Source organism: Secundilactobacillus mixtipabuli, assembly GCF_002217925.1.
Classification (GTDB): domain Bacteria; phylum Bacillota; class Bacilli; order Lactobacillales; family Lactobacillaceae; genus Secundilactobacillus; species Secundilactobacillus mixtipabuli.
The window spans coordinates 1-23,897 of sequence record NZ_BCMF01000005.1 but is presented as its reverse complement, the minus strand read 5'-3'; the positions used below and the strand labels follow the sequence as shown (position 1 = coordinate 23,897).

Below are 23,897 nucleotides of genomic sequence, written 5' to 3'. Positions count from 1 at the left end.
TAGTTTCAAGAACTATTTGAAAGGGAGATTGTGATGACATCTCAACCGATTGGTTTTTTAGATTCCGGTGTTGGCGGTCTAACCGTTGTTAAAGAAGCGCTCAAACAACTTCCAAACGAATCAATTGTCTTCTTAGGCGACCAGGCCCGTCTGCCCTATGGACCGCGTCCAACCGAAGAAGTAGCCCACTTTGTGCAACAAATTGCCGGTTTCTTATTAGACCAGCAGATTAAAGCGTTGGTGCTTGCCTGCAATACGGCGACAGCAGCAGCCTTACCCATTTTACAAGCTAAACTATCGATTCCTGTAGTGGGGGTCATCGATTCTGGTAGTCAGACTGCAGTTAAAGTCTCAACTGGCCAGCATATCGGTGTTATTGCTACTGAAGGAACGATAAAGAGTCACGCCTATCAGCAGGCGATTAGCAAATTATCTCCAAATGCCTCGATTGAGGGGTTGGCCTGTCCAGAATTTGTTACCGTTGTGGAAGCTGGCAAGTACCACGACAAACAGACGGAACAACTGGTTGCGGATCAGTTAAAGCCGTTTAAGCGGCAGCCAGTAGATACGTTAATTTTAGGCTGTACCCATTTTCCATTGCTTGCTCCTGCGATTCAAAAGGCGATGGGGAAAGACGTCACACTAGTTGATTCCGGTGTTGAAACTGTGAGTGTCATCAAACAGCTATTGACGGATCAAAACCTGTTGAATACGGCTCGTGAAGTTTGTCAGCCTAAATTTTATACGACAGGAGATATCAATAGTTTCAGTGCTATTGCCAAGGACTGGCTGCAATTGTCAGATCTCGATGTTCACCACGTGCCAGTGACGCAACTAACCGCTTATGGTGATTTAGAGCCAAAGGAGACCAGCCATGAAGCCTAATACATTAGTTATTGCTACTCGTAATCAAAGTAAGGCACGGGAATTTTCTGAAATGCTGGCACCAAAGGGGATCACGATCAAAACCCTAGCGGATTACCCAGATGTTGGCGAAATTTCAGAAACCGGGTCCACCTTCGAGGAAAACGCAACGATCAAGGCAAAAGCCATTGCTGATCACACGCAGTTACCCGTTTTAGCGGATGATTCCGGATTAGAAGTTGCGGCTTTAAACGGCGAACCGGGGATCTACTCAGCTCGATACGCCGGTGATCATGATGATGCCGCTAATAATGCGAAATTACTGAATAACTTAAAGAATGTGCCAGCTGATAAGCGTTCAGCCATCTTCCATACGACCTTAGTGTTATTAAAACCCAATGGGTCAAAGTTAGTGGTAGATGGTGAAGTTGCCGGTGAGATTTTAACCGCGCCACGTGGCGAGAACGGTTTTGGCTATGATCCGCTCTTCTACATTGCCTCCAAGGGTAAAACCATGGCTGAGATGACGGATGATGAAAAGAACGCCATCAGTCACCGTGGCCGGGCAACTCAAAAAATGATGGCACAGTTTGATCAGTGGTGGGAGGATTAGCATGAAAATTTTAGCTGTCAGTGACAACCATGGCGACCGTCAAATTTTGCAAACCATTTTTGAAGCTTATGGTGACAAGGTCGATGCCATTTTCCATTGTGGTGATTCTGAGATGGAAAAGGATGATCCGTTTTTTAAAGGTGTTCAAGTTGTGAAGGGCAACAACGATTTCGGCCCTGATTTTCCCAACGAGCTGCAGCGGGTAGTGGCTGGCACTAAAATTTTTATGACCCATGGTCACCTCTACGGTGTAAATATGAGTTTGACGAGGCTGGACCTTAAAGCACGTGAAATCGGCGCGTCAGTTGTTTTATACGGCCACACCCATCAGCTAGCAGCGGAAATGGCCCAGGGACGTCTTTACGTTAATCCAGGCAGTATTTCACTTCCCCGTGGTGAGTATGCTTCAATCGGTGGCACTTTTGCCATAATTGAAGTTTTACCAGATCAGATGAACGTTGATTTTTATGATCGCAAGCTGAACCCAATTGATCAGCTGCACCGGCAATTTGAACGCTAGAAAGGTAAAGTGAACGTAACGGATGATTGATGAACCGATTAAAAAAATGATCATGGCTGACCATGATAACCTCATTATTCCAGCTAATATCGTTGCCAATGTGATGGTTAACAATGACTGCTACCACGCTTTCTTGGTGTTAACTAAAGTGGGTTATTCGAAAGTACCCGTTTTGGATAAGGATCAGCATTTGTGTGGGCTGGTTTCACTAGCGATGATTACCGAACACATGCTGGATACCAACCATGTTGCTTCGGAAAATCTGCGGCGACTACGGGTTGCTGATGTGATGCAGACCGATTTCCGTTCGATTGAAGATCCAACGGATTTAGAGGAAATCTTGCATTTGCTGATCGACGATAATTTTGTGCCGGTTGTTTCTGATGAAAAGACGTTTACGGGGATTATCACCCGGCGTGAACTCTTAAAGCGCATCAATTACTTGGCGCATAATTTTTCGGAACAATACGATGTGCAGCCCTTGCTGGATTCAGTGGAAACTAGCGGTAATTAATAGAAAAAAATCTGTGAGAAGGGTTGATCACTTCTCACAGATTTTTTTATTTGGTGTCAGTATGATAAATCGTTGGTAGTTCGATATGAGCATCCTTGATAGCTTTTAAGTAGGCGGATAATAGTTTATGTTGGACGTCAAATTGCTCACCCGGCTGAGTAAAGGTGACCACTTGAATCACCACTTGGCCATTGGCTAATGGCACGGTACCTAAATTAGTAGGGGCTTGTGTAATCGTTGGAAATTGAGCTGGAACGGTTTGATTGACCGTTTCAATGATTTGGTTGATCTGGTCAATGGGGGAATCTGGGAAAATGGGGATCTGTACCATCGCCCGCATCTCATGGCGAGATTTATTACTAACAATCGTAATGTTACGGTTAGGAATAAAGTTTAATGTGCCATCCGCACTGATGACTTGAGTAGTCCGAATGCCCACTGCAGAAACGGTGCCTTCAACTTCACCAATTTTGACCGCATCGCCAACGTTGATTTGATCTTCCATTAAAATAAAAGCGCCGGTGACAATATCGGAAACAAAGCCTTGAGCACCAAGGCCTAAGGCTAAACTAAAAATACCAGCACCAGCAATTAACGTTCCCACTGGGACGCCCATAAATGAAAGCAGCGCGTAGACCCAGAAAAAGATGATCGTATACTGGAAAATATTGAGTGTCAGCGTAAAAATGGTTTCAACGCGACTAGCGGAACCTTCTACAAATTTGTTCTTTTTATACCGTTTGAAAAAGTGCCGGATAATTTTTTTGCCGATCCAATCGACAAGCAGCAGCCCAACGGTGACCAGCAAAAGCTGGAAAAGCGTTGTCGCAATCTGTTCGCCAATGTGTTGCCAGTCAAAGCGCTGAATAAAGCGGGTAAGGTTACTGGTCAATATCATAATGTTCGCTCCTTGAAATGTTTTCAACCACTAGTGTAACAGAAAGCCACCGAAAAAAGCAGTTGTTCAGGTGGTTTTATATTGCGCCGAGGTATTCGCAATGCTATTCTTAAGCTAACAGTAAAAAGTAAGGAGGGGTAGTGTGACAGCAGGACAAGTGGCAGGCCTAATTGCGGCCATCGCATTTTTGATTTTAGTCTTATTTATCGGCGTCTTCTTGATGAAGATGGTGCGGACTCTTGGTGAAGTCAATAAGAGTGTTAAGACAATGACTGAAGACTTGGACGTGATCAGTAAGCACGCTGAGGATATTTTAGCCAATGCCAACACACTATTAGATGATGTGAACCACAAGGTAGCAACGATTGATCCAGTATTTAAAGCAGCTGCTGATTTAGGGACGAGTGTTTCTGAACTGAACTCGGCCACCCATGATTTAACGGGAAAGGTCAAATCAACAGCTAAGAAGACAGCAAAGACCAGTGTCTTTACAAAAGTTGGCGAGATGGCATTCAAAGCCTATCGTGGCCGTAAAAATAAAATTTGATCATTGGAAGGAGTTTTTGACTTATGGGAAAGAAGTTAGGCTTTTTAGCTGGATTAGTTGCTGGAGCAGCTGCAGCGCACGTCGCTTATCACCATTTGAGTGATGAGGATAAAGCAGAGCTTAAAGCTGATTTGCAAGAGAAGATGGACATGGCTAAAGACCGGGCCGTTGATTATGCCTTTTATGCTAGTGATGCTTGGGACGACTTCAAGGAAACTTTTTCTGATCAATCACAAACGGTTACTGATCGGGTAAAAAACGCTGCTAGTCAGTTTGGTGAAACTAAACTGAAGCCAGCAACGGATGAAGACGATTCATTACGGTCTGAATTAGCCGATGTTTCTACTTCAGCTGATGATGACTCAGATGATATCGTGTTAAATAGTGAAGACACTTTCGGCGGTGCTGATGTTGCCGGAGATGCCACTGCACCAGATGACGATTCTGACGACACTAAAGAAGATTAATTTTAAACTGCAATCATAAAAAGAAGCAATCTGACCATCAAATATGGGGGTCGGACTGCTTCTTTTTAGTTAAGAGGTTTGGTTAACCAACAGTTGTCAATTCTTTTGGCGTATGGGTGAATGGTTCGCAGCCGGTTTCAGTAATATGCACACAATCTTCAATCCGGACGCCGGCGACACCGGGGATGTAAATGCCGGGTTCAATTGAGAAACACATCCCTGGCTGAAGGACCATGTCATTACCCGCCATGATAGAAGGGAATTCATGTTCACTCATCCCCATACCGTGGCCGAGCCGATGAATGAAGTATTCTCCGTAGCCCGCCTTCGTAATAATATCTCTGGCAACTTTATCTAGTTCAGCTGCAGTGATGCCGGGTTTAGCAGCTGCTTGCGCTGTAAGTTGTGCTTCAAGGCAGACTTGGTAAATATCCAGCTGCTTTTCAGTAGGTTTACCAAGTGCCACTGTTCTAGAGGCATCTGAAATATAGCCTTGCCAAATAGTGCCCAAATCAAATAGAATCAGTTCGTTGTTTTCAAACTTGGTGGCGTTAGTTGCGCCATGTGGCTCAGCCGCGTGAGCACCGGCTTGGACGAGGGTATCAAAACTCATTTGCATGATCCCTTCCTTCATGAGCGCGTACTGTAGTTCTGCCACGACTTGCTGTTCGGTTCTGCCGGCTTTGACGGCGGCAAAACCTTTTTCAAAGGCAAAATCCGCCCACTTGCCCGCGACGTTTAGTTTTTCAATTTCATCAGCAGTCTTGATGACCCGTAACTGGTTGATGAAAGGCGTGATGTCTTGATTGAACTTAGCGTCAGGGAAGACGTGCTGTAACTGTTCAAGGCGGTCAACTGAAAGCTGGTTTTTTTCCAACGCGATTTCAGTCGGTCGGGTAACACGTTTTTTCACGTTATCTGCAATCATTTGCCAAGGATTTTCATGGTCTAAGTAACCATATACAGGAAATGAAAAACCGGTATCTTTGATTGCTTCAACTTCCAAAGCAGGTGCAAACATGAAAGGATCTTGATCTGGGAAGACGATTAACGCCAGTACCCGTTCAATCGGGTCACTATAGAACCCCGTTAGATATTGAATCGTCCTTGGGTCGCTAACATATGTGAAGTCCGCTTGATGCTGCTCGGTCCACTCTTGGACCTGTTGTAATTTTGACAAAATGATCACCTCGAATTAGGATGTTCTTATTATAGCATTTTTCAATTGCCGTTAATTCGAATTTATGGCAATCAAAAAGGAGCGTTTCAGCCAGAATTAGACCGTTATTTGGCCTTTTTCACTGTCACTTTTATGAAATGGTCTAGGTCAAATGATAAGCTAGAAAGCCGGTTAATTTTCAATAATAATTAATTTTCATTGATTGACGGTGTACTTGAAATGCTTGGTATACTGGGCGCTTTCAGAAACTAATTGAATAGTCAAAAACCATACCTATACAGTTCAATACTTATTTCGGGTCTGGGCGGGTCTAATGTGGTCTTGAAAAGTTTGTGAGAAGAGTGTATTATCAAGTTGAAAACGTTTTCAATTTGATTTCTGAAAATAAATCTGATATATTTAACAAGTTGTTGAAAATCAATGAAAACGAATTAAACCAATAAAGAAAGGGCTATCGCAATGGATAAACAGACAGTAACAATTTATGACGTCGCCCGTGAAGCCGATGTGTCGATGGCCACTGTATCAAGAGTGGTTAACGGGAATCCCAACGTCAAGCCGGCGACTCGGAAAAAAGTCTTAGATGTCATCGAACGCTTAGACTATCGTCCAAACGCCGTAGCACGTGGATTGGCTAGCAAAAAAACGACGACAGTTGGGGTCATTATTCCGGATGTCACGAACGTGTACTTTTCAGCTCTGGCACGTGGAATTGACGATATCGCAATGATGTATAAGTACAACATTATTTTAACCAATTCTGATGAGAATGGCCGTAAAGAGGTGCAAGTCCTCAACACTTTGATGGCTAAACAAGTTGATGGGATCGTCTTTATGGGCAATGACATTAGCGAAGAAGTTCGTAAGGAATTCGAACGCTCAAAAACGCCTATCGTTCTTGCCGGCTGTGTTGACGATCAAGGTCAAATGCCAAGCGTTAACATTGACTATACCGCTGCTGTGGAAGAAGCAACTAAGAATCTAATCGACCATGGCAATGAACGGGTTGCTTTTGTTTCCGGCAGTTTGGATTACCCGATCAACAAGGATTATCGTCTAAAGGGTTATAAACAAGCCCTCAAGAAGGCGGGTCTACGCTATGATGAAAAACTCGTCTTTGAGACGGATTACTCGTACAAAGCAGGGCAACTTTTGCAACCGGCCTTACAATCCGTCAACGCAACAGCTGCTGTCATTGGCGACGATGAATTAGCTGCTGGTGTTATGAACGGTGTGACGGATGCTGGGTTAAGCGTTCCTGAAGACTTTGAAATCATCACAAGTAACGATACGAAGCTGACTGAGATGGTTCGGCCTAAGATGTCATCCATTACGCAGCCACTTTACGATATTGGTGCCGTTGCAATGCGGTTATTGACCAAATTAATGAATAACGAACCAGTGGAAAATAAGACTGTCTTATTGCCATATGGCTTAATGAAACGCGCATCAACTCACTAGCTGTTAGGGTTAGTCAATAGACAGGCTTATGCTATCTTCTGTATGGAAGATGGTGTAGAGCCTGTTTATTTTTGAAGAATTTTGGAGGATTGCTTATGAAACGAGGAGCAGTATTATTATCGGTGGAATCGCTGGTGATGACGGTGGTGATTATCACACTGACTTCTATTATTGGTCACCTAGGTTCTGCCGTGGTACCGGTGATTTCTAAAACGGGGGCTCAAATCACGGCTGAATTATTGGCATTTGGCTGCTGGTGGGGGCTAAACCGCTGGTACCCGAAGGCGAAGGTGAGCTGGTGGCAGCATCCTGATTGGCAGCAATGGCTGTTAGTGCTGCCGGTGGTCATCGTTTGGCTTGGGGATGCAACGTTGAAGCCCAAGTTTAATTTAGCGGTGGGGCAGGTACTCACTGCTGTAATTCTTGGTCTTTTCGTGGGACTATTCGAAGAGTATGTCTTTCGTGGTGTATTAGTTAGCGGATTACGCCAGCGATACCATGTTGGACCTTTCATGACTGCTTTTATAAGTGGCTTAATGTTTAGCCTCGTTCATCTTGTGAATGCGTCGGGTGGCAGTTTGGCGATGACGTTGGTTCAAATGCTTGAGGCCGTTGGGTTAGGCTTCTTCTTTGCGGCAATTTATTTGGTGACAGCTAGTCTTTGGTTGCCAATCTTAGCTCATGGCGCCATTGACGCCTTTGATGCACTGGCCTTTGGCACATTGAGCAACACTGCAGGAATGAGCATTTGGACCAGTTTAAGCTACGCGGTGATTTTTGGGGCACTGGGGTACTGGGTGCTTAAAACGAAACGCTACGCAGTTAAAATCTCAACTCGCCGGGTTGCTGAAGTTAATTTTGAACGCCAGCAATCTCTGGGACGGCCAGCGATTCAACGCCAGCCGGTTTCAATGGTAAAAACCGTGATTGCAGTTCTCATTCCGTTAGTCGAACTGGGGCTGGGCGCTTTGGTGGCAAAGACAACGACAAATCACTGGCTGCGAATTGTCTTGGTCGATTTGATTTTTTTCGTCGGCCTTTGTATAGCAATTTACTTGTATCACGATGTTTTAACTGATCATTGGCACCGTTTCAGGCGGCATTTAGGCAGCGGGCTGCTCATCGGCCTTGGTGGCGTGATTGCGGCCTACGTTTTATTAGCGGTAGTTCGGCAGGGCCTAAAAGCGATTGGGGTGGCAGGTGCCAGTCCGGTTTCGGTGATGAGCATCCAATCGGCAGGAATGGCTTTAGTTGCCAGTCTAACAACTTTAATGGCCCCCTTTGCAGAAGAGATCGTTTTCCGGCACGCACTGTTTTATCAGTGGCGCGGGCGTGGCATTTTAACATGGCTGATGCTGGTTGTTTCGTCAGTTGCGTTTGGCTTGGTCCATTGGAATAATTTTAACGGCCAGCTGATTCAAATGATACCATATATGTGCGTAGGTGCACTGTTTGGTTTAATCTACTATTTTTCACGGAATATTTGGCAGGCAATTCTGGCGCACTTTTTATTTGATGTGATTCAGGTCATTGCCGTCATTGCAATGTTCATTTTAGCAATCGTTCAGCGAGGTTAGATTTATTTACCGGTTTCATTGCTGACAGGTTGTATTGAAATTCACTGCGTGATATTATAATAAGGTCTGTGTAAACGAATATAATTAAGAAAAGAGGAGTCGTGAAATGTCAGGACATTCAAAATGGCATAACATTCAAGGGCGTAAAAACGCCCAAGATGCTAAGCGTGGAAAAATCTTCCAAAAAATCTCACGTGACTTATATCAAGCCGCTAAAGCAGGTGATCCTGATCCAGCAAACAACCCTCAACTTCGATTGGTGATGGATAAGGCTCGTGCTGCTAACATGCCTAAGGATAACGTTCAACGCGCTATTGATAAGGCCTCTGGTATTGGTGGCGCCAAGTTCGAAGAGATCACCTATGAAGGCTACGGTCCTGGTGGGACTGCTATCATGGTGGCCGCTTTGACCGATAACAAGAACCGGACTGCTGCTGCTGTTCGTTCCGCCTTTACGCATCATGGTGGATCTTTAGGTGCTGCTGGTTCAGTTTCTTATATGTTTGATCGTAAGGGCTACATCGTTATCTTACGTGATGGCTTAGATGCCGATGAAGATACGGTTTTGATGGATGCACTTGACGCTGGTGCTGATGACATGAAGACCAGCGATGATCAATTTGAAATCTTCTCAGATCCATCGAACTTGACTGCAGTTCGTGATGCATTGCAGGAAAAGTACAACTTGGATACTGCAGAAGTTCGGATGTTCCCAGAGAACACTACCGAAGTTCCCGAAGACAAAGTTTCTCAATACCAAGGTTTGATTGATGAACTTGAAGAAAACGATGATGTTTCAGATGTTTATGAAGCAGCAACGATGCCTGAAAACGTTGAATAATCAAACTGAAAGAGCCGTTCCCTTTTTGAGGGAGCGGCTTTTTTATTGTCTCAAACTGCTGTTGCATGCTCAACGTAGTTAGGCACAGGAGGGACGATATGATAGAAAAACTAGGGCAAGCCTTGTTGAGTGCTGCGGTTGCTTCGGGCAGTTCAGATCTTTATATTCAACCCGTTGGTAACCGGTACAAGGTGTTTGAACACCACGGTGATGGGCTCACACTGGTTAGAGAATTAACAATGAGTGAGGGTCAGCAACTGATTGCACACCTGAAGTATCGGGCAAACATGGCCATTACCGAAACCAGACGGCCGCAATTAGGGGCGTTGACGTTAAAGTTAAATGATCAAACCGTTCATTTGAGGTTATCTAGCGTGGGTAATTTCATTAATCAAGAATCCATTGTAATTCGGCTGTTGTTACCACTTGAAGAAAAACGGCTCACTTTTTTGCTGCCAGAACAGCTAAAGCAATTAGATGAATGGAGTTTACGACGTGGGCTCATTATGTTTGCTGGACCAACTGGATCGGGTAAAACCAGCACCATTTACCACTTAGCTCATAAACTGAGCCAGTCGCTTTCCGTTCTTTCGGTTGAAGATCCAACGGAAATTGTTGCGCCGGACTTTTTGCAGTTACAGGTCAATCCGGCGGCTGACATGAGTTATCAAGCACTGATCAAAGTTGCGTTGCGGCACCGACCAGAAGTTTTGATCATCGGTGAGATTCGGGACCACGAAACAGCTAAAGCTGCTGTTGACGCTGCTTTAAGTGGTCATTTAGTACTGAGCAGCATTCATGCTCAGACGGCAAAGGGAACGCTGCTTCGGTTGACGCAACTAGGTATCGACCCGGCAGCTATTGATCAGGCGGTTGTTGGAGTGGCTTATCAACGGCTGATACCGACTAATGATGGTGAACTAAGTGCGTTACTTGATTTAGCAGGTGGTCCCGTTAAAAATTGGCGGCAGACAAATGCAATGACACCACGGTGGGAGGAGAATTTAAAACATGCCAGAGATAACCAGCAGATTTCCGCAGCGGACTTCCAGCGATTTAAAGCCGGATAAACCTTGGCCAATCAGTACACAGGCCAAACTTTTTCAAACGATCAGTGACTTGTTACGGGTCGGTTTTTCCGTTCGGCACGCCATTCGGTTTTGCGAGGTATTATATAAACCGCAAAAAGCGGACTTGTGCCGGATCAATGACCAGCTGCATGCTGGGTATACGGTTAGTCAAACATTTGAGCCCTTTGTGGACGATCAGATTGGCTTACAGCTGCGCTTGGCAGAGGAACACGGACAACTCGTACAAAGTCTGGGGCAGGTTAGCCGACTACTTCAGACGGCGCATCAACGGCACCAAAAAATTAAACGTCTGTTGCAGTATCCATTAATCTTAGGCGTTATTTTGGTCGTGATTGTTGCGGGGATGAAACTGATGATCCTACCGCAAATTGAGACCCTTGCAGCGACAACTGAATCACATTCGTTGAACGGCTGGTGGTACGCAGTGGTTCTGCCAGTCATATTAATCGTTTTTTGTGCCTATCAGGGAATTAGGCAGCAACCGATTTTAAAGCGGGTGGAACAAACTGCTCAGCTGCCAATTATTGGTCCAATTGTGAAGGGCTACTATGGGTATTACTTTTTGGTAACCTTGACCATCATGTTTCAGGGTGGACTGGGATTTAAAGAAATTTTGCTAACGCTGCGAAAGGCTAAAACAACGACGCTTTTATATCAATTAGGTGGCAAATTAGAAACAGCGCTGGCAGCTGGGCAACCCTTGCCGCAAGTATTGGCCCAGTTTCATTTTTTACCCAGTGAATTGCAGCTGCTTTTTCAAAGTGGTAAACCCCAAGGGGAATTAATCAAGGAGTTAACGGCACTGACAGAGCTCTATTACCAGCGGCTGACCAATCGGTTAGAAGTGATGATGACTTGGATTCAGCCGTTATCGTTTGTTTTGATTGGCGGCGTGATCATTGGTGCTTATGCCAGCCTGTTTTTACCCATGTACCACACCATTGGAGGATTGTAATGAAACGGAAAAGGGAAGCTTTTACTTTAATTGAAATGACGATTGTACTCTTTATTATCGGGTTACTTATCCTGATTATTGTTCCCAACATTAGCCATCAGAAAAATCGGGCAAATACGGTACATACCGGTGCCATGACTACCGTTGTGCAGACTCAGCTAGATACGTATTTGGATGCAACGGAGAAAAAGACTGCCAGTTTAAGTGAACTGCAAAAGGCAGGCTATTTGACGGATAAGCAGGTCAAAATTGCTGCTAAGGAAGGAATCAAAATCAATGGTGATGAAGTTAAGGCCGGTTCGTGACGGATTTACAATGATTGAGATGCTGATCACGTTGCTGATCGTCAGTAGTATTTTGGTGCTGATCATGGTTGGCGGTCAGCGTTTTTCAAGATCGTCGCTACAAACAGAACGGGCATTTTGGGACAGTTTTGATGGCTATTGGAAGCAGGGGCTTTATGAAGCACAATACCATGGCCACCAAACCGAAATTCTCATCAAAGAAGGGTCACCGATCGTCTTTCAAACGGCACGGGTTACCCGATCGTTGACGATCCCCCGGAGCCTGCATCCCGAAGAAACTGCAAAATTAACCATTCGCCCGGATGCAACGACGTCACCACGTACTGTGACATTTAAGTCGGATATTGATCGGCGAGTCTATCACTTAGTTATCCAAATGGGATGGGGGGTCTACCATGTTGATCGTCAAGCAGCTTAAAGCGGGCTTTGTCCTGAGTGATGCCTTAATGGGCCTAATCTTGATCAGTGCTGGACTGATCCTCTATACTCAGGCGCAAACCTCGATGGAAACGCAGCTAAAGCAGCGCCAAGAACGCGTTCAGTACTTACGTCATCAAGTTGAAACTCAGATAAAACTGCATGAGCAGGTGAAAAAATGAGAGCGGGTTTTACGCTAATTGAAACGCTGATTGCTTTGGCAGTTACTGCACTAGCACTATTGACCCTGCAATTTGGCATGCAAATGATAACCGTTCATTCCCAGCAAAAGTATGAGGAACAATTAGCTTGGTACCATATGCTGGGAGAACTTGAGGGGGAGGACTACCGGTTTTCCTTGGAGAAAATTACCAGTCAAAAAGCCCAGCTTAAGCCGCATACCGATAAAGAGCGAACTTATTTATTAAAAGCTAAAAAGGGCAACCTTATTTTAACAACGGATAAGGGCGGCTATATGCCACTTTTGACGGGTGTTTCTGCCCACAACTTTTCGGTGGATCACGGGCATTTAAAAATTGAGGCAACGACTAAATTACAGCGCTTTTCGGCCGTAACTGCGATTGGAGAAGAGCATGAATGATCGGCAAGGCTTTGTCACCATACTGGCGTTACTTTTTTTAATCCTTTTGAGCGGTATTTTACTCTTGCAGTTAGCGGGCTATCAGCATCAGATAGAATCTTATGATATTTTGATTCAGCACTATGAGCAAAGTTTACGGTCTAAATAGGTCACAAGGCGTTAAATTTCCCATGTTCGCTTGAATTAACAGTCGAATATTTGTAAACTATAAATTGTGTGGAGAAACCAATAGGACAGGAGGTTGACAATTCTGGCTATTAAAGAAACAGAGGCGTTCTTTAAGGTTCTCGATGAATCAAGTGAGTTGCTTAAAGAGGCACTCTCAACGTCGTATTTAGACGCCTTTATTGAGTCCGGTGATAATCTGATCGATGGACACGTCCAGGTAGAAGATGGTCGACCAGATGACAAGGTTGTTCAGCAGCTTCGAGGGCTCTACGATTCAGTTGACCGTCATCGGCTGAACCCGGAAACGGTGCGTCAGGGCATTCAGTTGGCAATGCTGAAAGCAATGCGCGAGGATGATATTCAAAGCAATCACCAAATGACACCCGATAGTATTGGGATGGTCATGGGTTACTTAGTCATTCGCTTAGTTGAAAAGTTGAATCAGCTGACGATCCTTGACCCAGCGGTTGGGACAGCCAATTTATTGACCACGATTATGAACCAATTGAAAGATGCAACGCATGAAAACGTTGCTGCAATTGGGATCGACAATGACGAGTCATTGCTTTCGGTGGCTGATATCAGTACCACCTTGCAGCAGGCTTCAGTGACGTTGATGCACCAAGATGCGTTAGGTGAACTGCAGATTCCAGAAGCTGATTTGGTTGTTTCTGATCTGCCGATTGGTTATTATCCACTCGATGAAAAGGCGAAAGCATTTAAGACACATGCTCAGTCTGGCCATTCTTACGTTCATCATTTATTGCTGGAGCAAGCAATGCGCTATGTAAAACCGGGTGGTTACGGTGTCTTTTTGGTTCCAAGTCAGTTATTTTCAACACCAGAATCTAAGGGATTACTTTCCTGGCTCCAAGATACAGCTTATTTACAAGGCTTGCTGGCCTTGCCAAAGGATCTGTTTACCGCGAAGCAAGCAGCGAAGTCCATTTTGTTGCTGCAACGTCACGGTGAAGGTGTCAGTCAAGCTGATAAGGTCATGATTGGCGAATTTCCGTCGTTTAAAGATCAGACCGCATTTTCGAAGTTCATTGCCGAAATAGTCGACTGGGAACTTAATGATTTACTAAAGCGTTAACATAAGGAGATTATGACATGGGAAAAACACTAGCCGTCAATGCAGGAAGCTCAACATTAAAGTTTAAATTATTCGAAGTACCTTCAGAAAAGGTCATCACCAGTGGTGTGATTGAACGAATCGGTCTTAAAGATTCGATTGTCACAATTAAGTACGGCGATGGTCAAAAGTTTGAAAACGTTCAAGACGTTGATAACCACGAAGAAGCCATTAACTTGATGCTTGATAAGTTGATTGATTTAAAGATCATTGCTAATTACAACGAAATTACGGGTGTTGGTCACCGAGTTGTTGCCGGTGGTGAATTCTTTACTGATTCAGTCCTAGTTGACGATGACGTCTTAAAGAAGATTGAAGATTTAGCTGAATATGCACCATTGCATAATCCATCTGAAGCCATGGGTATTCGGGCATTCAGAAAGATTTTACCTGATGTTCCTAACGTGGCGGTTTTTGATACTTCATTCCATACAACGATGCCAAAGACCAACTACATGTATGCGATTCCTTATGAATACTATGAAAAGTACGGTGCTCGTAAGTATGGTGCCCACGGAACTAGTCACCGCTACGTTGCTAGCCGGGCAGCTGCCATGCTTGGTAAGCCCCTAGAAGACTTGAAGCTGATTACTTTGCATATTGGTGCTGGTGCTTCAATCACGGCCGTTAAGAATGGCAAGTCGTTTGATACCTCGATGGGCTTCACGCCGCTGGCTGGTATCATGATGGCAACCCGTTCAGGTGATATTGACGTTTCATTGGTAACGTTCTTAATGGAGAAGTTAAACATTAAAGATCCTAACGATATGATCAATATCTTGAACAAGAAGTCTGGGTTACTGGGTGTTTCAGAATACTCAGCTGACATGCGTGATCTTGAAAAGGTTCAAGATAACAACGACAAGGCCCACCTTGCCCGTGATATGTACATCAATCGGATCGTTCGCTACATTGGTCAATACATCGCTGAAATGAACGGTGTTGATGCTATTGTCTTTACAGCCGGTGTCGGTGAAAACGATATTCCAATCCGTCAAGAAGTTGCAGATAAATTAAGCTACTTCGGCATTGCAGTTGACCCTGAAAAGAATCACATTCGCGGTGTTGAACGTGATTTGTCAACGGCGGATGCAACGGTCAAAACGTTGCTGATCCCTACGGACGAAGAATTAATGATCGTGCGTGACGTTGAGCGCTTAACTAAATAATTAAATATTCAAATATAAATGGGGCCTGGTTCTTAATGAATCAGGTCTTTTTTTGTAAAATACCAAGCTATGAGACTGCAAGCTGTTTTATTTTCTTCAACCGTAATGAATAAACGTGCAGATCCTTCACTTAAAGGTGAACAAACATCATTAATGCAATAATGACGGTAATACCGCGCATAAGCGACAGCTGTCAATTCGGATTTCCCGTTTAAAAGACGGTCTCCTTCAAAACCCACGTTTTTCACGTGTATAATGGACACTCATGAAGGAGTGAAGCGTATTATGGCAAAAGCAGCAACCACTAAAAAACAGTCTCATGGGTTAAAAAACCGACATGTTCAAATGATTGCTTTAGGTGGCACGATTGGTACCGGCTTGTTTTTAGGTGCTGGGCAATCGATTCATTTAACGGGTCCTTCGATTTTACTTGCCTATTTGATTGCGGGTGTCGCGTGCTTTTTATTGATGCGGGCACTTGGCGAGTTATTACTGTCTGATTTGAGTGCACATTCTTATATTGATTTTATAAAAAAGTATCTTGGTGATCGTTGGAGCTTTATTGCGGGGTGGACGTACTGGGTTTGCTGGTTGAGCATTGCGATGGCTGACTTAACAGCAGCTGGTCTTTACATGAAGTTTTGGTTCCCCCAGTTGCCACAGTGGGTCACTGGGGTGACCATCCTGTTGATTTTGGTCTTGATCAATGCCATCACGGTGCAGGCTTTCGGTGAAACTGAATTTTGGTTTGCCATTGTGAAAGTTGCTGCGATTATTGCTTTAATTGCGATTGGTGTCGTGCTGGTGGTGATCCAGTTTAAGACACCAGTGGGTCATGCTTCTGTGATGAACTTAGCAGATGGCCACTTTTTTGCTCATGGAGCAAAAGGTTTCTTCTTGTCTTTCCAAATGGTTTTATTTGGTTTCATTGGGATTGAAATGGTGGGGATGACGGCTTCAGAAACGGATGACCCCAAAGTGATTATTCCCAAAGCCATCAATGAAATTCCAATGCGGGTGATCCTCTTTTATCTCGGCTCTTTAATGGCTTTAATGTGTATCTACCCTTGGCATTATATCTCGCCAAATCAAAGCCCTTTCGTAGAGGTTTTCTCAGCAATTGGGATTAAGTCGGCAGCTGCCATCATTAATTTTGTGGTGCTGACAGCGGCAGCCTCAGCTTGTAATAGCGCGCTGTTTACCACTGGCCGGATGCTGTTTTCACTTTCGTATGGCGGTCAGTCGAAACTTTCAAAACGATTTAGCAAATTATCACGGGCTCAAGTACCGGTCAATGCACTGTTGTTTTCCGCTTTAATCATTGCAATCGTTGTTTTATTGAACTTCTTTATTCCGGGGAAAGTGTTTACCTTAATCTCAAGTGTGGCTACCACGTGTTTCTTATTTATTTGGGGCTCAATTATTTTAGCCCACATCAAATATAAACGGGAGACAGTTGTTGAGATTGAAGATCAAGTAACGTTCAAAATGCCCTTTGCACCGTACTCAGACTATTTTGTGCTCATTTTTCTCATGATGGTCTGTGTGATTCTGTTGTTTAAATTCGAGACTATGGTCGCACTGATTGGGTCGATTATCTGGCTGTCTGGCCTTTGGTTGTTCAAAACGGGTGTTGACCGAGTGGAAACTGACAAATAAGTAAAAGTTCGGACTGCGGCACGATAGTCGCTATAAAAATCACGCCTTTTCCCAAAATTATTTGGGAGAAGGCGTGATTTTTTATTTTTAGTTCACCAGCTAGCCTATCAGCAGGCTTCCTTTCCTATCAGCGGTGGAACATGGTAAACTAAAGGGGTAATGTTTTCAAATGGGTTTAATTATTTAATCAAAGAAGGGGTAAGCGTGCAACTGTATTTCACCGCAGATACACATTTTTTTCATAAAGACCTGCTCGGAAATTCCGATTTTGCGCCTCGACCATTTAAATCGGTAGAAGAAATGAATCAAACCATTATTGACCACTGGAATGCACGGGTGACACCAGAAGATACTGTGTATCATTTAGGTGATATTGCACTGTATTTTATTCGGCCAGAAAAGGCGGCTCAAGCAGCCATTTTTGACGTCTTGAATCAATTAAACGGGCATCTCGTTCTCATTAAGGGCAATCACGATAACCGAGCACTGTTTAAATACTTAGCACAGCATAATTATACTTATGGCGGGAAACCTAAATTCGAGTTTCACGATGTTGGCGCGATTATTAAAGTGAACCACCGACAATATTATATGACGCACTACCCAATGATGATGGGCATCGTTAAACAAATCATTAATTTACACGGCCACATTCATCATTATGCGGTTAATATTAAAGAAGATATCAACGTGGGTGTTGACACACCTGAAACCGATTATCTCCAGCAGAAGCCACCTTTTGGCGCGCCGCTGTCCATGGCGGAGATTGAAGAGATGGTAACGGGTAAGTACAATGACTATCAAAAACGAAGATAAAAGAGCTGAGGAGCTGGGTATGACCGAGAAAATTACAATTTTACATACCAATGACCTGCATTCGCACTTTGAAAATTGGCCAAGGATTCGTCGCTATTTACTTGAGGAACGGCAACGTTACAAAGCGGCGGGCAATCAGGTGCTGACCTTTGATATTGGTGATGCGATGGATCGTGCACACCCGTTGACTGAGGCGACCAATGGTCAGTCGAACGTCACCTTAATGAATCAAATTCACTATGATGGTGTCACGATAGGTAACAATGAAGGTTTGGGTAATTCTAAAGAGCAATTGGGTCATCTATATGACCACGCTAATTTTGACGTGATCCTGGGTAATTTGCTGAATGCGCCCCAAAGAGTACAGCCAAAGTGGGCTTTACCGGGTAAAGTGATAACGACTCAAGCGGGCACGCGAGTATTGGTGCTGGGTTTAACGGCACCGTATACGTTAACGTACCCGTTGCTTGGCTGGCAGCCAATCTCGGTTGAACGCATGCTGCCTCATTTGTTGAAACAATTTGAAGGTCAGTATGACTGCACCATTTTACTGTCGCATCTTGGACTGGACGTTGACCGGGCAATCGCCAAACGGTTCCCAGAAATTAACGTGATCTTGGGTGCCCACACGCACCATTTGTTACCACATGGCGAATATGACCAGCAAACGTTGTTGGGAGCGGCAGGTAAGTATGGCCAGTACGTGGGGACGATTCAACTAGAACTGACTGATCATCAAATCATGAAAGCATCAGCCTCTGTTGTGCAGACGAGCCATCTTCAGGCGGCAACCAGTGATCTTCAGGAAATTGAAGACTATGAAGACCAGGGGGAAGAACTTTTGGACGCCCAGAAAGTGGCCGATTTGCCCGTTGCGATGGAGAAAAATTGGCAGGGGCATTCCCGGTTGGTCAGTGAAGGACTGGCAGCGTTAGAAGATTATGCAGGTACGGATGCTGCGATTTTAAACGGTGGCTTATTTTTGCGAGATTTGCCAGCGGGCATTATTTCGCAGAATCACCTACACCAGATGCTTCCCCATGCCATGCATGTGATGAAGGTGACATTAAGCGGTGATAATCTGTGGCGGCTCATTCAGGAGATGGAGAAGAACAGGCGGTTTTTGACCCGTTTTCCAATCAAAGGGATGGGCTTTCGTGGTAAAGTTTTCGGCGATTTGAATTATTCGGGGATTCAGTATAATGACCATGATGGTACGGTCCTATTTCGTGGGGAACCCCTATCACCGTTACGTGCATACACGGTGGCGATGCCAGATCATTATCTGTTTATCCCGTTCTTTCCGACAATTTCGATTGTTGGGCAAAATGAAATTTTATATGGTAAACTTTTAAGAAATGTGTATGGCGACTACCTCGCCAAACGATATCCAATTAGGAAGAAGGATGCACATGGATAAGAAATCAATGCAAACGCTGATTGACGACGCTAAAGCCAGTCGAGAACCAGGCGGCGTTATCGTTGCAGTAGATGAAACTCATTATCAAATCAACGAACATCCCTACGAACTTGTGGTCAATTACCACGATGCTTTTGATCGCGTTGAATTAAGTGATCGTTTCAACACGTATTTTTCACGGTATGACTATTTAGTCGGTGACTGGGGTTTTGACCAATTACGGCTACGCGGTTTCTATGATGATAAGCGTAACGTCGCGGGTGAATTGAAGATTAGTGCGCTGCAAGATTACTTGGATGAAGCATGTAATACCGGCTGCCCTTATTTTGTCATGCACAATGAAGACGCCAAAATTATCACGCCCAAGCGAAATCCAAGGCAGCGTGACAATTCACGTCGGCCTAACCGGAGTCAAATGACTGCTAATAAGCAGCAGGCACGGCATCATTCTGCCAATCGACCTAAAAATTCACCAACAAGTAATCACAAACAAGAACGGACAGCTACCAATAGGCGGTCCCAAAATAAGCAGCAAAGTCGACCAAGTAACGGGCAGCAAAAGGCTTACACGGTGGAAAAAGTTAAACCAATTAAGAAGACACCGGTCAGCCAGCGCCATGGGGCAGTTAAAACGGTTGGCCACAGCCAGCACCGTAAGTTTACAATTCGAGAAAAAGAGGATTAGCGTTTGATGCAAAAACATTATGAGGGCTACTTTATTGATCTGGACGGGACGGTATACGCCGGTAAGCGGCGAATCCCTGCTGCCAAAAGGTTTGTTGAACGGTTACAGGCTGCTGATAAGGATTTTTTGTTTGTAACGAACAATACGACGAAGTTACCAGTGGATGTGGTCGATAATTTAGCGACAAACCACGATATTCACGTTCAACCAAGTAACGTTTATACTGCCGGTTTAGCGACAGCTGACTATGTGGCAGGAATTGCTAAACCAGGACAAAACAAAGTTTATATCATCGGTGAAATTGGCTTAATTCAGGCATTCTTGGATAAAGGGTTTGTCTTAAGTGAACGGCAACCAGATTTTGTGGTGGTTGGACTTGATTCAGATGTGACTTACCATAAATTTGAAGTGGCCACATTGGCGATTCGCGCTGGTGCAAAATTCATTGGCACAAACCCGGATTCTAATATTCCTAATGAGCGGGGGATGCTGCCTGGTGCTGGCTCACTCGTTGAAATGGTTGCCTACACAACGCAGCAGCGGCCAATCTATATCGGCAAGCCTGAAACAATTATTATGGCCAATGCTTTACAACGCATTGGTTTGGAAAAGTCGCAGGTTGTCATGGTTGGTGATAACTATCGAACTGATATTACCGCTGGTATTCGGTTTGGGATGGACACGTTACTTGTGTATACCGGGCTTTCAACACGGGAACAAGTTGCGCAGCAGAAAATCGCGCCAACGTATGAAATCGATAGTTTGGATGATTGGTCGCTTGAAGATGATTAGAAAGCGAGTCAAGACATTTCTACAGTGGCTGATCCTCTTTTTAGCAATCATTTCGGTCGTCATCTTTTTGACTATCAATAGTATTTGGCTGTACTGGTTGAACGTTAAACTGGGTCATTTATCGAGTGTTGTTCAATTATCTACCAGTCGGATCATGCAAAATTATGTTCAGCTATTAGGCTATTTACAATTACCATGGATTTCTCGGTTGGATATGATGGATTTTCCAACTTCACCTAGTGGCCTTCAGCACTTCATTGACGTGAAACACCTATTTTTACTGAATAACGGTGTGCTGATTGTAACGATTTGGCCGGCTATCCATTTTTTACGGTCGCTTGCCAAAAAGAAGAGGCTATGGAAGCTTATCCAGCCGTTTCAGATTGCAGCGATCGTGCCTGTACTGGCAGGATTATTGATGCTGGTTAACTTTAACCAGTTTTTCGTTGATTTTCATAAGGTCCTATTTCGCAATTCTGATTGGCTATTTGATCCTCGGTTTGATCCGGTGATCCTGGTCTTGCCAGAAAGCTTCTTTTCACAGTGTTTCGTTTTGGCGTTTGGTTTATTCGAACTGATGATGCTGTGGGGTGTCTGGCGCGGTAGGCGAACATTTTTAGATAAATAAAAAAACTCTAGCAGGATTTAACCCGCTAGAGTTTTTATTTGCTTGTCATTAATCTTTACTGACTTGAGTACGGCTTTTAAGCAGGCCAACAAAGGCAGGAATCATTGAGACGATGATGATGCCTAAAACGACCAGTGAGAAGTGGGCTTTAACGAAGTCAATGTTACCAAAGAAGTAACCGCCACCGCAGCATAGTACTACCCAAGCAATCCCGGCTGGGATATTGTACCGTAAAAATGAGCTGTATTCGTAATCTGAAGTTGCGGCAACGAATGGGACGAAGGTTCGAATGATGGGCATAAAGCGCGCTAAGAAAATGGCAATTTTACCATGTTTTTCGAAGAACTTCCTTGCGGCTGCCAAATTCTCTTCTTTAATAAACCGACTAAAGAATGGATGACGAGTAATCGCGATCCCAGCTCGACGGCCAATGAAGAAGTTCATTGAGTCACCACCGATAGCAGCCAGTAAGAAGATCATTGTGAATAGGGTGATGCTGAGATGGTAATCAGGGTTAGCAGCTAATGCAGCTGCCGCGAATAATAAAGAGTCACCCGGGAGAAACGGTAAAATAACGGCGCCTGTTTCGATAAAAATAATCAAAAAGAGGATGCCGTATGACCAACCACCAAAGGTATTAACAATGTTAACCATGTGACTGTCAATGTGGAGAACGAAATCGATTAATTGACCCATAATTTAGTAAGTTTCCTTTCAGCGTTTAAGTTGCTGATATTGTATCAGAGAATTAGCGGATGTAAAAGACTTTCAAGTCGATTTAAGTTAATCGTAACTTTAAATAGTCAATCTTAGTTGGTTGGTAAGGGTGATGGCGGTATTGTGAAGGCATCTATTTTATAGCAACGCTAGCTTGTTTGCCGAGGCCGAGAACGTCTGAGACTTGCTTTTCGTCATATTTCATGGATAATAGAAATGAAAGAAAACTGGAGGTTATTAATGTGAACTATCCACAGTTACAACCCGATAAGGCTGAAGGCCCCCGGGCAATCATTCATACGTCGATGGGTGATGTTACGATTCAGTTGTTTCCAGAACAAGCGCCTAAAGCAGTTGAAAACTTTGTGACACTTGCTAAGAAAAACTACTATGATGAAGTCATTTTTCACCGGGTGATCAATGATTTTATGATTCAAGGTGGCGATCCAACCGGAACTGGTATGGGTGGATCAAGTATTTGGGATGAACCCTTTGAAGATGAATTTTCTAAAGAACTCTATAATCTTCGCGGAGCTGTTTCAATGGCAAATAGCGGCCCGAACACCAATGGCAGTCAATTCTTTATCGTTCAAAACAAACATATGTCTGAACAGCTCACGCAGCAGATGAAGGATGCCCATTTCCCAGAGGAAATTGTGACAGCTTATCAAAAGGGTGGCACACCATGGCTCGACTTTAGACATACTGTTTTTGGTCAAGTTGTTGATGGCATGGATGTTGTCGACCAGATGGCTACGGTAAAAACGGATGAAGTCGATAAACCGTTAGAAGATATCATGATCGAATCAGTGACCATTGAGGATTAGACTGAGTTGTTGATTGAGCTTGGGGTGTGTTAAGCCTCAAGCTCTTTGTTTTAAATTTATTATTTATTATATAGAAGAAAGGTGTGTTAATTATGCGTATTGGAGACCATGTTCATGGCACAGTGACGGGTATTCAACCCTATGGGGCTTTTGTCAATCTTGGCAACGATATTCAGGGACTCATCCATATTTCAGAATGTCATTATGGCTTTGTTAAGGACATCCATGACTATTTATCTGTTGGCGATGAGATTGATGTTGTTGTGCTTGATATCGATGAGTTTACCGGCAAGATTTCTCTTTCATTAAGATGCTTAGAAGAACCTCAAGTGCCACTGGTACCCATGGCGCCGCAAAATGAAGATCACCACAAGCACTATTGGACAAGCCGGAACGTTCATGAAGGCTTCAAGCCGATTCAAAAAAGAAGGCAGGCTTGGGCTCAGGAAGCGTTAAAAGAGTTTGTTGCAAAATAATTTGATTAATTTATCATTTGTCCTTGACCGTGTCGTTAATAGCTGGTATTATTTTATCTGTTGTCAAGAACACAATATTAATTACGTGAATTTATATTCAGACATTTAATATTCAGTCGCTTTGGCATCTAACAGTTAATTCATGAATTCGATGCTAACGGAAATGAATAAAGATTCAAAAAAACGTTGACATTAATTTCTATCTTGGTTATACTAATCAAGTCGAGTTAACAAGTAGACCTTTGAAAACTGAACAAAGTTTTGTTTCACAAATGTGCAGGGTATATCAGTTTCGGCTGATATCAAATGTAATTTGCGAAGTCAATTTCGCTAGTAATATTAATGAGTCACAAACAATCATAAATTGAGAGTTTGATCCTGGCTCAGGACGAACGCTGGCGGCGTGCCTAATACATGCAAGTCGAACGCATCCCGATGAATTGAAGTGCTTGCACTGATTTTCAGCATTGGATGAGTGGCGAACTGGTGAGTAACACGTGGGTAACCTGCCCAGAAGCAGGGGATAACACTTGGAAACAGGTGCTAATACCGTA

The 23,897-nt window shown here is 44.0% G+C and carries 28 protein-coding genes and 1 rRNA gene; 26 read left to right on the top strand and 3 right to left on the bottom strand.

Going from position 1 to position 23,897, the window contains the following annotated elements; genetic code table 11:
* Positions 1-33: 33 nt before the first annotated feature.
* The 4 genes from racE to cbpB are packed head-to-tail and all read left to right on the top strand — an operon-like array spanning position 34 to position 2,511.
* Positions 34-885 (top strand): glutamate racemase, encoded by an 852-nt coding sequence (gene racE / locus IWT5_RS05365; protein ID WP_089108937.1) that lies wholly within the window; start codon positions 34-36, stop codon positions 883-885.
* Positions 875-1,477 carry an XTP/dITP diphosphatase gene (locus tag IWT5_RS05360; protein ID WP_089108936.1) on the top strand — a complete coding sequence of 201 codons (603 nt, stop codon included), beginning with the start codon at positions 875-877 and terminating at the stop codon, positions 1,475-1,477. Before racE ends, IWT5_RS05360 begins: the two co-directional genes overlap by 11 nt.
* 1 nt (position 1,478) lies before the next feature.
* Positions 1,479-1,997 carry a metallophosphoesterase gene (locus tag IWT5_RS05355; protein WP_089108935.1) on the top strand — a complete coding sequence of 173 codons (519 nt, stop codon included), beginning with the start codon at positions 1,479-1,481 and terminating at the stop codon, positions 1,995-1,997.
* 22 nt (positions 1,998-2,019) lie between these two features.
* Complete coding sequence (gene cbpB / locus IWT5_RS05350; protein ID WP_089108934.1) at positions 2,020-2,511, top strand: cyclic-di-AMP-binding protein CbpB; 492 nt, start codon at positions 2,020-2,022, stop codon at positions 2,509-2,511.
* A 46-nt stretch (positions 2,512-2,557) separates the two neighbouring features.
* Here cbpB and IWT5_RS05345 read toward each other — a convergent pair whose 3' ends face one another.
* Positions 2,558-3,409: a mechanosensitive ion channel family protein gene (locus tag IWT5_RS05345; RefSeq protein ID WP_089108933.1), complete on the bottom strand. Its 852-nt coding sequence runs from the start codon at positions 3,407-3,409 to the stop codon at positions 2,558-2,560.
* A gap of 142 nt (positions 3,410-3,551) precedes the next feature.
* Between IWT5_RS05345 and IWT5_RS05340 the strand changes: the two genes are divergently transcribed.
* Positions 3,552-3,956 carry a DUF948 domain-containing protein gene (locus IWT5_RS05340; protein ID WP_089108932.1) on the top strand — a complete coding sequence of 135 codons (405 nt, stop codon included), beginning with the start codon at positions 3,552-3,554 and terminating at the stop codon, positions 3,954-3,956.
* 23 nt (positions 3,957-3,979) lie between these two features.
* The gene (locus tag IWT5_RS05335) at positions 3,980-4,423 is read left to right on the top strand and encodes a YtxH domain-containing protein (RefSeq protein WP_089108931.1); all 444 of its coding nucleotides are present in this window, start codon (positions 3,980-3,982) and stop codon (positions 4,421-4,423) included.
* A gap of 82 nt (positions 4,424-4,505) precedes the next feature.
* Here the strand turns inward: IWT5_RS05335 and IWT5_RS05330 are convergent, their stop codons facing one another.
* Complete coding sequence (locus IWT5_RS05330) at positions 4,506-5,603, bottom strand: M24 family metallopeptidase (RefSeq protein WP_089108930.1); 1,098 nt, start codon at positions 5,601-5,603, stop codon at positions 4,506-4,508.
* A 459-nt stretch (positions 5,604-6,062) separates the two neighbouring features.
* Here IWT5_RS05330 and ccpA point away from each other — a divergent pair, with 459 nt between their 5' ends.
* The 17 genes from ccpA (at position 6,063) to IWT5_RS05245 (ending at position 21,323) form a co-directional block, all read left to right on the top strand.
* Positions 6,063-7,064 carry a catabolite control protein A gene (gene ccpA / locus IWT5_RS05325; protein ID WP_089108929.1) on the top strand — a complete coding sequence of 334 codons (1,002 nt, stop codon included), beginning with the start codon at positions 6,063-6,065 and terminating at the stop codon, positions 7,062-7,064.
* A 95-nt stretch (positions 7,065-7,159) separates the two neighbouring features.
* Positions 7,160-8,641 carry a CPBP family intramembrane glutamic endopeptidase gene (locus tag IWT5_RS05320; protein ID WP_089108928.1) on the top strand — a complete coding sequence of 494 codons (1,482 nt, stop codon included), beginning with the start codon at positions 7,160-7,162 and terminating at the stop codon, positions 8,639-8,641.
* 106 nt (positions 8,642-8,747) lie between these two features.
* Positions 8,748-9,482 carry a YebC/PmpR family DNA-binding transcriptional regulator gene (locus IWT5_RS05315; RefSeq protein WP_089108927.1) on the top strand — a complete coding sequence of 245 codons (735 nt, stop codon included), beginning with the start codon at positions 8,748-8,750 and terminating at the stop codon, positions 9,480-9,482.
* A 98-nt stretch (positions 9,483-9,580) separates the two neighbouring features.
* Positions 9,581-10,552, top strand: coding sequence for a competence type IV pilus ATPase ComGA (gene comGA, locus IWT5_RS05310; protein WP_159459292.1), 972 nt, complete (start codon positions 9,581-9,583; stop codon positions 10,550-10,552).
* On the top strand, positions 10,494-11,528 hold the full coding sequence (locus tag IWT5_RS05305) for a type II secretion system F family protein (protein WP_089108925.1): 1,035 nt from the start codon (positions 10,494-10,496) through the stop codon (positions 11,526-11,528). The genes comGA and IWT5_RS05305 overlap by 59 nt, the downstream gene beginning before the upstream one ends.
* Complete coding sequence (gene comGC, locus IWT5_RS05300; protein WP_089108924.1) at positions 11,528-11,833, top strand: competence type IV pilus major pilin ComGC; 306 nt, start codon at positions 11,528-11,530, stop codon at positions 11,831-11,833. Before IWT5_RS05305 ends, comGC begins: the two co-directional genes overlap by 1 nt.
* Positions 11,805-12,251 carry a type II secretion system protein gene (locus tag IWT5_RS05295; RefSeq protein ID WP_089108923.1) on the top strand — a complete coding sequence of 149 codons (447 nt, stop codon included), beginning with the start codon at positions 11,805-11,807 and terminating at the stop codon, positions 12,249-12,251. Before comGC ends, IWT5_RS05295 begins: the two co-directional genes overlap by 29 nt.
* Entirely contained in the window at positions 12,229-12,432 is a 204-nt protein-coding gene (locus IWT5_RS05290) for a hypothetical protein (protein ID WP_089108922.1), read from the top strand. The genes IWT5_RS05295 and IWT5_RS05290 overlap by 23 nt, the downstream gene beginning before the upstream one ends.
* Positions 12,429-12,851, top strand: a complete 423-nt coding sequence (locus IWT5_RS05285; RefSeq protein WP_089108921.1) for a ComGF family competence protein — start codon at positions 12,429-12,431, stop codon at positions 12,849-12,851. Before IWT5_RS05290 ends, IWT5_RS05285 begins: the two co-directional genes overlap by 4 nt.
* Positions 12,852-13,092: 241 nt before the next feature.
* Positions 13,093-14,115, top strand: a complete 1,023-nt coding sequence (locus IWT5_RS05280) for a class I SAM-dependent methyltransferase (RefSeq protein ID WP_369688569.1) — start codon at positions 13,093-13,095, stop codon at positions 14,113-14,115.
* A gap of 17 nt (positions 14,116-14,132) precedes the next feature.
* Positions 14,133-15,323: an acetate kinase gene (locus IWT5_RS05275; RefSeq protein ID WP_089108920.1), complete on the top strand. Its 1,191-nt coding sequence runs from the start codon at positions 14,133-14,135 to the stop codon at positions 15,321-15,323.
* 285 nt (positions 15,324-15,608) lie between these two features.
* Positions 15,609-16,982, top strand: a complete 1,374-nt coding sequence (locus IWT5_RS05270) for an amino acid permease (RefSeq protein ID WP_089108919.1) — start codon at positions 15,609-15,611, stop codon at positions 16,980-16,982.
* A gap of 204 nt (positions 16,983-17,186) precedes the next feature.
* Positions 17,187-17,798: a metallophosphoesterase family protein gene (locus tag IWT5_RS05265; RefSeq protein WP_225360232.1), complete on the top strand. Its 612-nt coding sequence runs from the start codon at positions 17,187-17,189 to the stop codon at positions 17,796-17,798.
* A gap of 19 nt (positions 17,799-17,817) precedes the next feature.
* A complete protein-coding gene (locus IWT5_RS05260) occupies positions 17,818-19,218 on the top strand; it encodes a bifunctional metallophosphatase/5'-nucleotidase (protein WP_089109129.1) in 1,401 nt (466 codons plus the stop codon).
* Positions 19,211-19,903: a YutD-like domain-containing protein gene (locus tag IWT5_RS05255; protein ID WP_159459291.1), complete on the top strand. Its 693-nt coding sequence runs from the start codon at positions 19,211-19,213 to the stop codon at positions 19,901-19,903. Before IWT5_RS05260 ends, IWT5_RS05255 begins: the two co-directional genes overlap by 8 nt.
* A gap of 6 nt (positions 19,904-19,909) precedes the next feature.
* Positions 19,910-20,695, top strand: coding sequence for a TIGR01457 family HAD-type hydrolase (locus tag IWT5_RS05250; RefSeq protein WP_089108916.1), 786 nt, complete (start codon positions 19,910-19,912; stop codon positions 20,693-20,695).
* Positions 20,688-21,323: a TIGR01906 family membrane protein gene (locus tag IWT5_RS05245; protein WP_089109128.1), complete on the top strand. Its 636-nt coding sequence runs from the start codon at positions 20,688-20,690 to the stop codon at positions 21,321-21,323. The genes IWT5_RS05250 and IWT5_RS05245 overlap by 8 nt, the downstream gene beginning before the upstream one ends.
* Before the next feature lie 48 nt (positions 21,324-21,371).
* On the opposite strand, the gene IWT5_RS05240 is transcribed toward IWT5_RS05245, so the two are convergent.
* Positions 21,372-22,019: a VTT domain-containing protein gene (locus IWT5_RS05240; protein WP_089108915.1), complete on the bottom strand. Its 648-nt coding sequence runs from the start codon at positions 22,017-22,019 to the stop codon at positions 21,372-21,374.
* Between the two features lie 263 nt (positions 22,020-22,282).
* On the opposite strand from IWT5_RS05240, the gene IWT5_RS05235 reads away from it, so the two are divergent.
* From IWT5_RS05235 to IWT5_RS05225, 3 genes are all read left to right on the top strand, one after another.
* Complete coding sequence (locus IWT5_RS05235) at positions 22,283-22,867, top strand: peptidylprolyl isomerase (RefSeq protein WP_089108914.1); 585 nt, start codon at positions 22,283-22,285, stop codon at positions 22,865-22,867.
* Between the two features lie 92 nt (positions 22,868-22,959).
* Positions 22,960-23,343: a CvfD/Ygs/GSP13 family RNA-binding post-transcriptional regulator gene (locus IWT5_RS05230; protein WP_089108913.1), complete on the top strand. Its 384-nt coding sequence runs from the start codon at positions 22,960-22,962 to the stop codon at positions 23,341-23,343.
* 360 nt (positions 23,344-23,703) lie between these two features.
* Positions 23,704-23,897 (top strand): 16S ribosomal RNA (locus IWT5_RS05225); the annotation flags it as partial.

Coding starts and splice junctions, on each gene's coding strand:
- IWT5_RS05250 (WP_089108916.1), top strand. CDS start 19,910: ATGCAAAAACATTATGAGGGCTACTTTATTGATCTGGACGGGACGGTA.
- IWT5_RS05345 (WP_089108933.1), bottom strand. CDS start 3,409: ATGATATTGACCAGTAACCTTACCCGCTTTATTCAGCGCTTTGACTGG.
- IWT5_RS05255 (WP_159459291.1), top strand. CDS start 19,211: ATGGATAAGAAATCAATGCAAACGCTGATTGACGACGCTAAAGCCAGT.
- IWT5_RS05275 (WP_089108920.1), top strand. CDS start 14,133: ATGGGAAAAACACTAGCCGTCAATGCAGGAAGCTCAACATTAAAGTTT.
- comGC (WP_089108924.1), top strand. CDS start 11,528: ATGAAACGGAAAAGGGAAGCTTTTACTTTAATTGAAATGACGATTGTA.
- comGA (WP_159459292.1), top strand. CDS start 9,581: ATGATAGAAAAACTAGGGCAAGCCTTGTTGAGTGCTGCGGTTGCTTCG.
- IWT5_RS05245 (WP_089109128.1), top strand. CDS start 20,688: ATGATTAGAAAGCGAGTCAAGACATTTCTACAGTGGCTGATCCTCTTT.
- IWT5_RS05315 (WP_089108927.1), top strand. CDS start 8,748: ATGTCAGGACATTCAAAATGGCATAACATTCAAGGGCGTAAAAACGCC.
- IWT5_RS05305 (WP_089108925.1), top strand. CDS start 10,494: ATGCCAGAGATAACCAGCAGATTTCCGCAGCGGACTTCCAGCGATTTA.
- racE (WP_089108937.1), top strand. CDS start 34: ATGACATCTCAACCGATTGGTTTTTTAGATTCCGGTGTTGGCGGTCTA.
- IWT5_RS05320 (WP_089108928.1), top strand. CDS start 7,160: ATGAAACGAGGAGCAGTATTATTATCGGTGGAATCGCTGGTGATGACG.
- cbpB (WP_089108934.1), top strand. CDS start 2,020: ATGATTGATGAACCGATTAAAAAAATGATCATGGCTGACCATGATAAC.
- IWT5_RS05230 (WP_089108913.1), top strand. CDS start 22,960: ATGCGTATTGGAGACCATGTTCATGGCACAGTGACGGGTATTCAACCC.
- IWT5_RS05355 (WP_089108935.1), top strand. CDS start 1,479: ATGAAAATTTTAGCTGTCAGTGACAACCATGGCGACCGTCAAATTTTG.
- IWT5_RS05290 (WP_089108922.1), top strand. CDS start 12,229: ATGTTGATCGTCAAGCAGCTTAAAGCGGGCTTTGTCCTGAGTGATGCC.
- IWT5_RS05240 (WP_089108915.1), bottom strand. CDS start 22,019: ATGGGTCAATTAATCGATTTCGTTCTCCACATTGACAGTCACATGGTT.
- IWT5_RS05360 (WP_089108936.1), top strand. CDS start 875: ATGAAGCCTAATACATTAGTTATTGCTACTCGTAATCAAAGTAAGGCA.
- IWT5_RS05260 (WP_089109129.1), top strand. CDS start 17,818: ATGACCGAGAAAATTACAATTTTACATACCAATGACCTGCATTCGCAC.
- IWT5_RS05295 (WP_089108923.1), top strand. CDS start 11,805: ATGGTGATGAAGTTAAGGCCGGTTCGTGACGGATTTACAATGATTGAG.
- IWT5_RS05270 (WP_089108919.1), top strand. CDS start 15,609: ATGGCAAAAGCAGCAACCACTAAAAAACAGTCTCATGGGTTAAAAAAC.
- IWT5_RS05285 (WP_089108921.1), top strand. CDS start 12,429: ATGAGAGCGGGTTTTACGCTAATTGAAACGCTGATTGCTTTGGCAGTT.
- ccpA (WP_089108929.1), top strand. CDS start 6,063: ATGGATAAACAGACAGTAACAATTTATGACGTCGCCCGTGAAGCCGAT.
- IWT5_RS05335 (WP_089108931.1), top strand. CDS start 3,980: ATGGGAAAGAAGTTAGGCTTTTTAGCTGGATTAGTTGCTGGAGCAGCT.